Annotated in this window: 8 protein-coding genes and 3 pseudogenes; 5 read left to right on the top strand and 6 right to left on the bottom strand. The window is 57.6% G+C overall.

Going from position 1 to position 12,347, the window contains the following annotated elements; all coding sequences use genetic code 11:
- Window positions 1-340 precede the first annotated feature (340 nt).
- Complete coding sequence (locus tag WGT02_RS39290) at window positions 341-700, bottom strand: hypothetical protein (protein WP_208244982.1); 360 nt, start codon at window positions 698-700, stop codon at window positions 341-343.
- 88 nt (window positions 701-788) lie between these two features.
- Window positions 789-1,904, bottom strand: a complete 1,116-nt coding sequence (locus WGT02_RS39285; protein ID WP_208244984.1) for an IS630 family transposase — start codon at window positions 1,902-1,904, stop codon at window positions 789-791.
- Between the two features lie 28 nt (window positions 1,905-1,932).
- Here WGT02_RS39285 and WGT02_RS39280 point away from each other — a divergent pair, with 28 nt between their 5' ends.
- Window positions 1,933-2,217, top strand: coding sequence for a LexA family transcriptional regulator (locus tag WGT02_RS39280; RefSeq protein WP_225039569.1), 285 nt, complete (start codon window positions 1,933-1,935; stop codon window positions 2,215-2,217).
- Window positions 2,218-2,409: 192 nt separating this feature from the next.
- Entirely contained in the window at window positions 2,410-3,624 is a 1,215-nt protein-coding gene (locus WGT02_RS39275; RefSeq protein WP_208244986.1) for an IS701 family transposase, read from the top strand.
- 241 nt (window positions 3,625-3,865) lie between these two features.
- Here the strand turns inward: WGT02_RS39275 and WGT02_RS39270 are convergent, their stop codons facing one another.
- Together WGT02_RS39270 and WGT02_RS39265 are read right to left on the bottom strand one after the other, a co-directional pair.
- Complete coding sequence (locus tag WGT02_RS39270) at window positions 3,866-4,255, bottom strand: DUF192 domain-containing protein (protein ID WP_225040640.1); 390 nt, start codon at window positions 4,253-4,255, stop codon at window positions 3,866-3,868.
- Between the two features lie 18 nt (window positions 4,256-4,273).
- Window positions 4,274-5,816 (bottom strand): annotated as a pseudogene (locus WGT02_RS39265) (transposase).
- Between the two features lie 620 nt (window positions 5,817-6,436).
- Between WGT02_RS39265 and WGT02_RS39260 the strand changes: the two are divergent.
- Window positions 6,437-7,139 (top strand): annotated as a pseudogene (locus WGT02_RS39260) (IS6 family transposase).
- 235 nt (window positions 7,140-7,374) lie between these two features.
- On the opposite strand, the pseudogene WGT02_RS39255 reads toward WGT02_RS39260, so the two are convergent.
- Window positions 7,375-7,836 (bottom strand): annotated as a pseudogene (locus WGT02_RS39255) (transposase); the annotation flags it as partial.
- A gap of 115 nt (window positions 7,837-7,951) precedes the next feature.
- Window positions 7,952-9,301 carry a group II intron reverse transcriptase/maturase gene (ltrA, locus tag WGT02_RS39250; RefSeq protein ID WP_341353390.1) on the bottom strand — a complete coding sequence of 450 codons (1,350 nt, stop codon included), beginning with the start codon at window positions 9,299-9,301 and terminating at the stop codon, window positions 7,952-7,954.
- Window positions 9,302-9,894: 593 nt separating this feature from the next.
- Between ltrA and istA the strand changes: the two genes are divergently transcribed.
- Window positions 9,895-11,379: an IS21 family transposase gene (gene istA / locus WGT02_RS39245; protein WP_208244988.1), complete on the top strand. Its 1,485-nt coding sequence runs from the start codon at window positions 9,895-9,897 to the stop codon at window positions 11,377-11,379.
- Window positions 11,376-12,215, top strand: coding sequence for an IS21-like element helper ATPase IstB (gene istB / locus WGT02_RS39240; RefSeq protein ID WP_208244991.1), 840 nt, complete (start codon window positions 11,376-11,378; stop codon window positions 12,213-12,215). Before istA ends, istB begins: the two co-directional genes overlap by 4 nt.
- The last annotated feature ends 132 nt before the right edge of the window (window positions 12,216-12,347 follow it).

Below are 12,347 nucleotides of genomic sequence, written 5' to 3'. Positions count from 1 at the left end.
GCTCAATAGTCGTCGAACGCGACAGGTCTGATGACGTGTCCCGTGATCTGGAACCGATTGACGGGTCCGTGTAGCGCGTCTCGGGCCGACTGCGAACGATACAGTCGGACGCCCTCACATTTTACGGTGGCGACTGGGTGGAAAACGTGGACAGATACGGAATTCTTGGGGTAGACCCCGCTCGCTTTGCGATACTCATGACTTCCTCGCATATGAACGATTGATCGCAGCCGCGGGCATCGCGGCTTGGCGGGATCAACCTATTCGTATGGGGTGTGTCAGGTGCTTTTCCATATGGGAACGAATAGAGAACAATTCTTACGGAGTCAACAGGGTGGAACTAGATCGACCGCGCAGCTGCTAAAGCGAGATTTTCACGACGCTTCAATGCGGGGCCGTCCTTTCTCGCGCCAATCACGATCCGTTTCCCGACAGGGTTAAATCCGACTTCATCCAGGGCCGACCCGAAGGAACGGTTCCGCGCCGACGAGCGAATGAGGGTAGCGAGGTCCTTGAGCGAAATGACAACGGCCATGTCTTCGGTCTTCTTCCCGATGAGCTGAATGCCGCCTTCCCTCGCCCTGGCGAGGACTTTCGTGAACGAGTCACGCGCCGCTTTGACGGTGATTGGGCCGTCGACCGAATTCGCAAGGATCACTTCAAGTTCCTTAATCACATCGATACCGGCCGAAGCGGCCATATCGGTCAGCTGCTTGACAAGTCTGCTGTCCACAATGATCTCCAGCGGAATCTGAATGAGATGGCCACCTAGTGCCGCGCCACAGAGATTATGACTCTTTGACGGGGTAAGCTTTGCGGAGCTTTTGGCGGGCTTTTTCGGTTGTGAACATCCATTGGATCTTTGCGCCATTAGCGTTGCGTTGCTGCTCCCAGGCTGCGACTTCGGCGATTATGGTGTCTTTATTGTCGATACGACGGTCGAGGCATTGGCTGCGCAGGACACCGATCTCGATCTCGACCATGTTGAGCCAACTGGCGTGCTTGGGCGTGTGGTGGAACTCCAGTCGCTTCAGCACCCTTCGAGCCTCCGGGGCTGGAAATGCGTCGTAAAGCGCCCCGGCGGAATGGGTGGAGAGGTTGTCCATCACCACGCGGATGATCGGGGCGTCGGGATAATCGACGTCGACCAGTTCGCGCATGCACTGGGCGAAGTCTTGGTTGGTTCGCCGATCGGTGACCTTCACCCTGCGCCAGGGCTGGTGGGCGTCCATGAAGACAAACAGATTGACCGTGCCGTTTCGGCGATACTCGCAGTCGTAGCGTTCAAGCTGGCCAGGCTTGGCCGCAATGGGCTCGCGCACTTCGCCGATGAGTTGGGTCGGGCTCTCGTCGAAGCAGACCACGGGCCTTTGTGGATCAGGCGTCTCTGCGTAGAGGTCGAGAACATCCTCCATGCGCGCGACGTATTCCCCATCGAGCTTTGGGATGCACCACATGTCTTTGCGCCAAGGTTTGAGATGATTCTCAGCCAGCCGGCGACGTACGGTCTCCGAGGACAACTCGTCATGATCGGTGAGTCGGACCATCTCATCGGCCAGAAGCTCCAGGGTCCAGCGGGCTCGCCCGGGCGGCGGCTTTGAGCAGGCGGTCGCCACCAACAGCGCCTCCTCCTTGCTCGATAGCTTGCGCTCAACACCCGGGCGCGGTTCTTCACTGAGCGCGCCTTCCAGATTGGCTTCCACAAACCGGCGCTTGGTCCGGTAAATCGTCGATCCGCTGACGTTCAAGGTTGCCGCGATCACCTCGTCGCTGAAGCCTTCGTCCGCCGCCACCAGGATCTGGGCGCGCTTGATCTTGCGCGACGCATGGCGTCCCCCGCTCAACAAAACGGCCAGTTGATCACGTTCCGATTGGCTAAGCTCTACGTGAAACTTTATAGTCATCGACACCTCCTTCAGCGCGGAGACGCAGATGAATCCGAAAATGAGTCCCTCACTTGACCCGCAAGCCGCAACGGCAAGACATGGCCTTACGCAAGTCCAAGGCCAGTACCTGGCCTTCATCTACGCCTACAGCCGCATCTTCAAACAGCCTCCGGCCGAAGCCGACATGCGTCGCCACTTCGCCGTTACGGCTCCGTCTGTTCACCAGATGGTGCTGACCCTCGAGAAGGCAGGATTTATATCCCGCGTGCCAGGCGCAGCACGCAGCATCCAACTTCTCATCCCACCAGAAGACTTGCCCATTCTACGATAACCCAACCCGTCATAATCTCTGTGGCGCGGTACTAGAGAGAATATGTGGCCACTTATCGCAAAAGACAAGCCGACCTCGACTGCAGGACGCGTTCGGCAGTCGGGTAAGTTCGACGGTCGCAAGGTGCTGTGGGAGGTCGCTGCTTAGCATTACAGTTGCATATCTATCTGTGGTCTGAATCTATGGGTCTCCATGATTCGGAGGTCATGGATGACAGGTGCATCAATCGAGACTACGCTTGAGCTTTGGGCATCATCGTTGCGCGACGTGAAGGCTCGCATGCGCAGACTGTTTACGCAGGAGCGAGTTGCAGCCTCTGCGAACCTTTTCCTGGACGGCTTGCTGGGTGACGAGCGGCGTAAGACAGGTTGGATGCGTGCTGAGGCGGCCGGTGATCCAGGCCCGTGGCGGCAACAAGCCATTCTGGGGCGCGGGCGCTGGGACGCGGACGCACTTCGCGACATCGTGCGAGAGTATGTCGTAGAAAACCTCGCCACGGATGATGCGGTCCTGGTCATCGACGAGACGGGCTTCCTCAAGCAGGGCAAGACATCGTGCGGTGTTGCACGTCAATATACAGGTTCGGCTGGCAAGATAACGAACTGCCAGATCGGTGTGTTCGCCGCCTATGTGTCCGTTCGCGGTCATGCCTTTATCGATCGGGCCCTGTACTTGCCCAAAAGCTGGACCGGCGATCCGGCAAGGCTGGCAGCAGCTCATGTTCCTCAGGCTACAGCCTTCGCTACCAAGCCAGGCCTGGCTGTCGAGATGATACGGCGTGCGCTGGCAGCCGATGTGCCGTTTTCATGGGTGGCCGCAGATGCGGTCTATGGCGTCGGGGACGTTGAAGGGACCCTGCGTCGAGCCTGCAAAGGCTACGTTCTTGGGGTTAAATCGGACCACCATTTCGGCTCCTGGTCGGGTAAGCCTCCGGTCGCCGGCACAGCGCAGGAGATCGCCCGTGATCTCGATCCAAGTGCATGGCAACGTCTTTCCGCCGGTGAGGGCACCAAAGGCGCGCGGCTTCATGACTGGGCCTATTGCGAACTCGCCGACCTCGATGCCGACGAATACAACGAGACGACATCTGGGCTTTGGACCCGTGGCCTCCTGATCCGGCGCAATATCAGCGACGGTGATCTCGCATTCTTCACCACATGGTGCCTGGCCGGGACGGACATCCAGACGCTCGTTTCCGTTGAAGGCCATCGCTGGGCGATCGAAGACAGCTTCGAGACCGCCAAGAACGAGCTCGGACTCGATCACAATGAAACCCGGTCATGGCATGGCTGGCATCGCCACGTCTCCCTCGTCATGCTTGCCTTCGCCATGATGGCGGTGATCCGGTACCGCGCCAATGACGCGACGCCCCAAAAAAGACCGCGGATGCCGACCATCAGGACTTGATCCGCTGGTCTATCCAGGAAGTCCGGCGCATCGCCATAAGACTCGCTCAGCGTCGCATAAGCCCCGCCTACGTCATCGCATGGTCATGCTGGAGGCGCGCCCATCAGGCGGCCGCTCGACGAGCTCACCTCAAAACTAAAATGCACTGTAATGCTAGGTTCCGCCAATATATCAGGGTGCCCACCGGCCTGGAGTTCAACTACGTACTGCACATTACTCCCGCCGTCGATTGGAGCTTGATTCAAGGGCACAGCGTTGCGATGCAGCGATACCAGTCGACCATTACCATCGAAGAATAACTGTCCAGTGGGAGCGGAGTATCTTGCATCCACAACCGCACATGGCGAGGGGAATCGTAGGCAAATATCATGCCGTCGAACGGGCTAAGAACTCGCCTGCGCATGAGTCCCCTGCTGCGCTCATCCGAGGCATTTGCGACCATCACGATCAATGGGCGTTTTCCGATTTCGATCGCTGCGACATCACAATTTGCGTTAAGCAACGAAACCAGCGTAATAGGCTTAAGTAGAAACATAGTCGTCACCTCTTTGCTTCCGTGTGAGATCATGTCCCAACGCGTGGAGTTGGCCCATAAAAACCAGACAGGATCAGCTTGCGCGGCGGCAATCACGGTGAGATTCGTATTGCCTCATCTGTGAATGTTCCTGATGCACTTGATCATTGCCTCACAAGATTGCTCCTTTCTGCTGCGAGCGTTCTCGGAATTTGCGCCGAAGATCATGGCATGGGCTTTATTTCGACGCCACTCTTTGACGCGCCGTTGCACTGTTCGCAGGAGTCCGTCGGGGTACTCATTCGGATAACGCTCTTGAAGCCGCTCGAGCAACTCGCGGCCTGTCCGCCAAGGTTCCTCCTCAAACCAAGAGCGGAGATCGTCGGTCACGCGGATGAGCGGGTCTGGTCTACGTCGCTCTCGGCGCAGTTTTGGTTTCGCTTTGGCCGTCGGACGGACTTCGCCTTCCGTCCAGGCGTGGCGCAGGTTCTGCAAGAACGTTTCGATATCCGGCGTGGCTGTTGACAGCGAGGCATTGCTGGCAACCTCGACAAGACGCTGCTGCGCTGTTCGAATATCGCGCAATAGTTTCACAGGATCCAACTGATCGCCGATGTGCGATAGCCGATTTCGGACTTCGGTCGGTGTTCTCGGATCTGCCAAGAGCCTCTGATAGGGTGTCGCAGGAGGATGATAGATCTTTTTGACCACCGCGCCATCGCGACGCTTCTCCCGCAGCTTGAAGGATGGCTGAAAGAAGTTTATGAACAAGCGCACCGATCGGTATAGATCGGCCAGGGTCGCAGCGGCCTCGACCCCCTCATAGCGATGATAACCAACAATGCGGCGAACGATCGACCCATTCTTCTGCTCGACGAAAGCCTGATCATTCTTGCGGTAGGGACGGCAACGCGTGAACTCGATATTGGAATCAAGGCAGTAATCCCTGATCGTTTCGTTGATGAACACGCTGTCATTGTCCGTATCGAAGCCGAGCAGCGGAAACGGCATCAGACGCCGCAACTCACTCAACACTTCCGTCAGAAGCTTCTGCTCACGCACAAGCAGAGGCGCACATTCCGTCCAGCCACTGGCAATATCGGTGAGGACTAGCGTTTGGACGAAGCTGCCCCGCGCAACGGGGCCGGAGTGGGAGACAAGATCTGCTTCAACAAACCCAGGCGCGGGATCATCCCAGTCAGAGAATGTCCGGACGGGGACGCTACGCCTTAACGCAGACGAAGCCACCGAATGCCGGCGTCGCCGGCCGCCCGCTGTTTCGCGGATGTCTTTCAGAGCGCGATCAATCGTCGCGGCGCTCATCTGCAACAACAGAGCCCGAACCCGGTCATCCAGGTTGAGGTGTCCGTGCCGCTCCATGGAGATGACCAGCGTCGGGAGCAGCGCCTTTAGCCGCTTTCCACAAACACGGTCGGACGACTCCCACAACACGATAAGCGCCTGGCGGGCGGCTTCGTCATAGATCCGAGGACGTGGTCGAGACGCGACTTGATTATGCGTGCCGCGGAGTAACCGCATCGCATGTTTCCGATGCATGCCGCTGATCGCAACGAACTGATCGAGAATGCGCGATTTTTCCTCTCGGCTGCCTTGGAGGTAGCAGCTTTGCTAAAGCTGCAATCAATTCTTTCTTGGTGGTCACGCTGATGTGCCTCATCTGAGTTGCTCCGCACCCACAAATGCTGGGAGCAAATCAGATGAGGCAACGGCCAATAATCAAGGAGCAGTTCAGGCGAGGCAATGCGCGTCTCATCCTGATCGCCGCGCTATAATCAGATTTCTGTTTGACGGTTTGAGAACTCGCTCGTTTACCGATATCCTAAAGCTTTATGCGTGTGAAGCGTGTTGTACAACAGGGCGAAGAAACACCCACGGGACCGAGGTTCGTGAGCTTTTATATCCGTGGCATCCCTGGTCTGGGCGGCTTATCCATATCCATGGATTGGTGGACAAGGGGTCTGCTGTGTTCCGCTGCAGCCTTTCGGGTTCGACGTCATGCCGGTTGCTTGAAGTCCCGGTGTGGATGTTTGACCGGACACTGAGTGCGAGGTGGTTCGCCTTACCAATTGCGTATGCCAATTTTGCTTGCCTGCTGGCTTTGGCAAAGTTGCTGGAAGAGGCAGGCACTCCCTCACAAGGCGCGGATATGAGCGCAGCATTGATCCCTGACGAAACGAGTCGGGGAGATGTCCATGCCACGCCAGTTTACGACATATTAGTTCGATCGGCGTTGTCACATAAACCAGATGTCAGTGGGTAGGGCATAGAACTGGTGGGATGAAGAAGTCATCCATCAGCTACAAGCGTCACCGATTCCCGCAACAGATCATCGCCCATGCGGTCTGGCTGTATTTCAGATTTCCTTTGAGCCTGCGGCTGGTCGAGGAGCTACTGCTGGAGCGCGGGATCATCGTCTCGTATGAAACGATCCGGCGATGGGGACGGAAATTCGGGCCGGCTTTCGCAAAGCAACTCCGTCGCAGGCAGCCTTCGCGCCAGGACGTCTGGCACCTCGATGAGGTTGTGGTTTCCATCGCCGGCCGAAAGCACTGGCTTTGGCGTGCCGTCGATCAAGACGGCTACGTTCTCGATGAAATCGTTCAAAGCCGGCGCGACACCAGGGCTGCAAGGCGATTGCTGCGCAGGCTGCTGAAGAAGCAAGGCATGCCACCCAAGCGGATCATCACCGACAAACTGCTCCTATAGTGCGGCCAAACGTGACCTCATGCCAACGGTCGAACACCGGTCTCATAAGGGTCTCAACAATCGAGCGGAGAATTCTCATCTGCCACTGCGAAAACGGGAGCACCAGATGCAGGGTTTCCGATCAGCTGGAGGTCTGCAACGTTTCATAACGACCTTCTCCGCCATCCGAAATCTCTTCGTCGCACAGCATCGCAGCCGCTCTGCTCTCGCCACTCACATTCATCGTGTCCGCGCCATGGCGCATTGGAAAATAGTGACGGGTGCCATTGCCTGATCTTAGGCAGCCGCGCGGTCGTTCGTTCTCCGCTCGATAATGTGACAGTCCGTGTGTGGAATGTGACAGGGTAATATCCCTTGTGCCGCAAGGCACGCCCATCATAGCCGATTCAAGCCAGATCAGGCACTGCCACACAATTCCTCATGCTCTCCCTGATGGCGGCATTGCGAGCGAACGGCGCGGCGATGTCACGTTGTTCGCTTAATCCCCGACAAGGCGTTTGCCGATGAACTTACGCAGTTGCGCCGGTCACGGCTTTCCAATGCGCTATTGCGCGGATGCGATGAATGTGAGTGGCGAGGGCTGAGCGTTTCTGGTGCGACGGGACGAAAAGATTTCTGATTGCTGAAAAGACCGAGATGAAGCGTTGCAAGCCGCCGACGGATCGGAAGCACTGCATCATTCTTTCTCGTTTTCGTAGTGGTAGATGAGAATTCTCCGCGCGATTGTTCAGGCCCTTGTGGGATCGATGTTCGACGCCGGGCATGACATCGCGCCTTGCCGCTCCGTATGAGCGCAGTTTGTCGCTGACGATGCGCTTCGGCGACAGGCCTTGCTTCTTCAGCAGCCTGACCAGCGATCGCTTGGCAGCCTTGGTATCGCGGCGGGCCTGGACGATCTCGTCGAGAACGTAGCCGTCCTGGTCAACCGCGCGCCAAAGCCAATGTTTCCGGCCGCCGATGGACATCACCAGTCGAGTGGCCCGGGGGAATTTCACCCCCAGGACTGGGTCACCGGAGGCAGTCACCCGCCCCCGGTTCCCATAGAACGTAGCGTGCGGATTTCCCGCACTACGCTCTTCGGCAGCTTCACAGCACCGCGAGTGCTTGCAGCTTCCCGTAAGGAAGCCGCAGCTTGGGTCGCAGCAGCGGGTTCCGTTCTTTGATCTGGTTGAAAGTGTCCCATGTGAGGCGGCCACCATCTCGGCTGCGGCTGCGTAACATTCGGCACCAGTACCGTTCCGTGGCCCGATACACCTTGAGCAGCGACCGAAGGTTTCCGGCGATGCCATAATAGGCGTAGTGGCCACGAAGAGCAGCGTTGATTTCGCTGACCTGGTCCCTGATGACGTAATGTCGAACTTGCCGCATCAGCTCCTGCAGAGACGAGAGACTACGTCGAAGCCGAGACTTCTCCGTGCGCATCCCGACCTTGAAGTTACCCTTTTGGTTCCGCGAGCAGTACAGCGTCATGCCCAGAAAGTAGATCGTCTCCGGGCGATTTCTGCCGCGTTTGCTCGCATCTCTCTGAGCAAACCGACCAAACTCGACCAACTTGGTCTTGCTCGGCTCAAGAGTGAGGCCAAACTTCCCCAAACGATGACGGAGAGCGTCCTCGACGCGGAGCGCATCCGATTGATGTTGGAAACAGATCACGAAGTCGTCGATATAACGCACCAGCCGGGCTTCGCCCTTGAGCTGGACCTTCACCACGCGCTCGAACCAGAGGTCGAGCACATAATGGAGATAAACGTTGCTCAGCAAAACGCTGATCGACCCTCCTTGAGGAGTTCCTTCATCACTCGGGTGGACAGCCCCGTCCTCAAGGACGCCTGCTTTCAGCCAGCGCCTGATCAAGCTGATCACGCGCGGATCCCCGACTCGATGCTCGACAAACCGGAGCAGCCACTCATGCGACAGACTCCCAAAATAGTTCTTCAAGTCCGCCTCCAGCACCCAGCTCGTCCGGCCGCCGCAGATTGCCTCGTTGAGGGTCGACAGGGCATGATGAGCGCTAAGATGCGGCCTGCCGCCGAACGAGCAGGGCAAGAAGTCCTGCTCGTAGATCGCCGACAGCACCGCAGCTGTGCTGCGCTGAAGCGCCCGGTCCGAAACAGTTGGCACCCCGAGCGGGCGCTTCTCCGTCTTGCCGGGCTTGGGGATGTAAACGCGCCGCACTGCCGGCGCGCGATATCCCTGGCGGTGAATGGATTGGAGCATCGGCTCTATCCATTCTCCAAAGCTCTCCTTCGCCGCCTTCACCGTCTGACCATCCACCCCGGCGGCCGAGCGCTGCGGAATCCTCAACAGATTCCTCTGCACCCGTTCGCGCGTGATGTGATGGGCAAGCGACGTAAAGCGGAGTTTCGGCTCACACCGAGCTTTCGCTGCTATATGTTCAAGTCCCGTTTCCATGGTCAGCTGATCTTCCCTTTGCATGAAAGGCCGTGTCTCCCGTTGAATGGAGCCCATGTTGCCCAAAAACATTTCAACTACCGCTGACCGCTTCCCCATGTGGCCGGCTCTCCCGACCTCGGAGTACTATCAGTCAGTCTGACTTCCACCCGGTCATCAGCCCCTTCTCGCCTCATCGGCTTGGCAGGTCCTACAAGCTTGCGCTTGAACCGGTTGGATCTCCCTTGTTCACGTCAAATCCTTCGATTGCATGCTGGCGGTACGAACCCCGGGAGCACCTTGGACCACTCGCAAAGACGCGGCCTGCGATTCCGCCTTCCCCTTTGAGAGACAGGGTCGGCTACTCCGATCACGTTCGATTTCGGGGCTATCTATCCGTTCACGTATGTTCCGGCCTACAATCTCTGCGGCGCGACAATCAGGATGAGAATGCGCGTCAATCAAGATGAGAATCTGTCAGCGCTGCTGGAACGTAGGGAGGGCGTAGCCCGACCGGAGTTCCAGCAGCGCTGATGGCGAGATTTTTCGGCTCGTTTGTGTATCGCGGCCGGCCCAGTATCGAGGTGTATTCCTGAGAGGAGCACCGATTGCCGGGTCGCCATGTAAACGATCATCAAATGAGGCTTTTTATGAAGTTGCGTCAGACGCATTCGGTCACTGTTGCGGCCGCCAAATCCTCCATAAGCGTTGCCACAGCCTACCGCCTTGATAGCGATGCCAGGCTACCATCCCAAAAGAAGCCGGCCCGTGAACGGCGGCGTCCCGATCCACTCGTCGACATCTTCGACGCCGAAGTTGTGCCGATCCTGAAGTCCTCGCCAGGTATTCGATCTGTGGCCCTCTACGAGGAGATGCTGCGGCGTCATCCGGAACTCGGACAGGGAATTCGGCGGACTCTGGAGAGGCGGATCAGTGCATGGCGGTCAATACATGGCCAAGAACAGGAGGTTATCTTTCGGCAGGTTCATGAGCCAGGCAGGCTTGGACTATCCGACTTCACCGATATGGGCAGCATTGGCGTTCGCGTCGCCGCTGCGCCGCTTGATCATCTTCTTTATCACTTTCGTCTTGTCTGGTCCGGCTTTGAGCATGCGCACGTCATCTTGGGCGGAGAGAGCTTTGTCGCCCTGGCGGAAGGTTTGCAGAATGCTTTGTGGTCGGTGGGTGGGGCACCATTGAACCACCGAACGGATAGCCTCTCTGCTGCTTTCCGCAATCTCGACAACGACGCAAAGCGGGATTTGACGCAACGCTACGAGCAGCTCTGCGAGCACTACCTGATGACGCCGACGCGCAACAACAAGGGTATCGCCCATGAGAACGGCTCGATCGAAAGCTCCCATGGCCATCTCAAGAGTGCGATTAAAGACGCACTCTTGATGCGAGGTTCAAATGATTTCGACGACCTCGACAGCTATCGCAGCTTCATCGATGAGATTATCGGCCGTCGCAATGCGCTGAAGGGCAAGCGAACCGATGTGGAACGAACGCATCTGCAACGTTTGCCCGAAAGACGAACGACCGATTTCGAGGAGATCGTTCTGCGTGTCGCGCGCACCGGGGGCTTCACACTGCGTAAAGTCTTCTACACAGTTCCTTCCCGACTGATCGGACACACGCTGCGCATTCGCCTTTTCGACGATCGCCTTGATCTGTTTGTCGGCGGAACACCATTGATGACACTGCCCCGAGGGCGCGCTCACTCCAGTGGCAAGCATAGTCAGATCGTCGACTATCGGCATGTCATTCATTCGCTGCGCCGCAAACCCATGGCTCTGCTCGGCCTTGTTTATCGCGATCAGCTCTTTCCACGGCAATCGTATCGGCAGACCTTCGACCTCTTGATTGAACGGATGCCAGAGAAGCAGGCGTGTAAGTTGATGGTCGAGCTCCTCGCACTTGCGCATGACCGCGGCTGCGAGGCTGAACTCGCCGACCAACTTCAGCTCAGTCTCGACGCCGGTAAACTGCCGAACATGCAGCGCCTGAACGCACTGTTCGCTCCCGATCCGGCCGCGATACCCGGTGTCGTCGTCCAACTGGCTCCTCTTTCCAGCTACGAAGTTCTGCTCGCATCGAACGAGATGGGAGATGCAGCATGAAGAATAGCAGCTCCGTCGACGCCGCACGCCTTTCCCTGCTGCTCAATGAACTCCGCCTGCCAGCGATCAAAGTTCTGTGGCCGCAATTTGCTGAACAGGCCGACAAGGAAGGCTGGCCAGCAGCGCGCTTCCTTGCGGCCATCGCCGAGCACGAGCTCTCGGAACGAGACCGGCGCAGGATTGAACGTCATCTCGCTGAGGCAAGACTGCCGCCCGGCAAGACCATTGACAGCTTCGACTTCGATGCCGTGCCAATGATCTCGAAAGCCCAGGTCATGGCGATCACCGCTGGCGACGCATGGATCGCTAAGGGCGCTAATGTCCTGATGTTCGGCCCACCAGGCGGAGGCAAGAGTCATTTGGCGGCCGCCATCGGGCTGGCACTTGTCGAAAATGGTTGGCGGGTTCTCTTCACGCGCACGACGGAACTTGTTCAAAAGCTTCAGGTCGCTCGCCGCGAACTTCAACTGGAATCCGCGATCAACAAGCTCGAAAGATTCGATCTGCTCATTCTCGATGATCTTGCTTACGTCACCAAGGATCAGGCCGAAACAAGCGTTCTGTTTGAACTGATCTCCGCGCGATACGAGCGTAAATCCATGCTGATTACGGCAAACCAGCCGTTTGGAGAATGGAACCGTGTATTCCCGGATCCGGCGATGACGCTCGCCGCGGTGGACCGGCTTGTTCATCACGCAACGATCTTCGAGATGAACGTCGAAAGTTACAGGCGTCGCTCTGCCATGGAGGCAAAACGCCAACGTGGAAGACCGTCCTCCTACGCGACAATCAACAACACAAACGAGATTGTCGCGGAGCGTCAATCAAACAGATAAACTCACCCAGCCAGCGACACACGGGATTCTCATCCAGATTGTCGCGCGCCTCTCATCCAGATCGCCGCGCTATAAATCTCCTTGTCTACGCTTCGCAGCGGCCGTTACCGGACACCACGCAAGACTCAGTAC

The sequence above is a fragment of the Rhizobium sp. T1470 genome, assembly GCF_042140505.1.
In the GTDB taxonomy this organism is placed as follows: domain Bacteria; phylum Pseudomonadota; class Alphaproteobacteria; order Rhizobiales; family Rhizobiaceae; genus Rhizobium; species Rhizobium favelukesii.
The sequence above is the reverse complement of the archived record's forward strand: the minus strand, read 5'-3'. Positions and strand labels throughout refer to the sequence as shown.

Bases quoted from the DNA above. Each gene is read 5' to 3' on its own strand.
- WGT02_RS39285 (WP_208244984.1), bottom strand. From the start codon at position 1,904: ATGACTATAAAGTTTCACGTAGAGCTTAGCCAATCGGAACGTGATCAA.
- WGT02_RS39275 (WP_208244986.1), top strand. From the start codon at position 2,410: ATGATTCGGAGGTCATGGATGACAGGTGCATCAATCGAGACTACGCTT.
- WGT02_RS39280 (WP_225039569.1), top strand. From the start codon at position 1,933: ATGAATCCGAAAATGAGTCCCTCACTTGACCCGCAAGCCGCAACGGCA.
- WGT02_RS39290 (WP_208244982.1), bottom strand. From the start codon at position 700: ATGGCCGCTTCGGCCGGTATCGATGTGATTAAGGAACTTGAAGTGATC.
- istB (WP_208244991.1), top strand. From the start codon at position 11,376: ATGAAGAATAGCAGCTCCGTCGACGCCGCACGCCTTTCCCTGCTGCTC.
- ltrA (WP_341353390.1), bottom strand. From the start codon at position 9,301: ATGCAAAGGGAAGATCAGCTGACCATGGAAACGGGACTTGAACATATA.
- istA (WP_208244988.1), top strand. From the start codon at position 9,895: ATGAGGCTTTTTATGAAGTTGCGTCAGACGCATTCGGTCACTGTTGCG.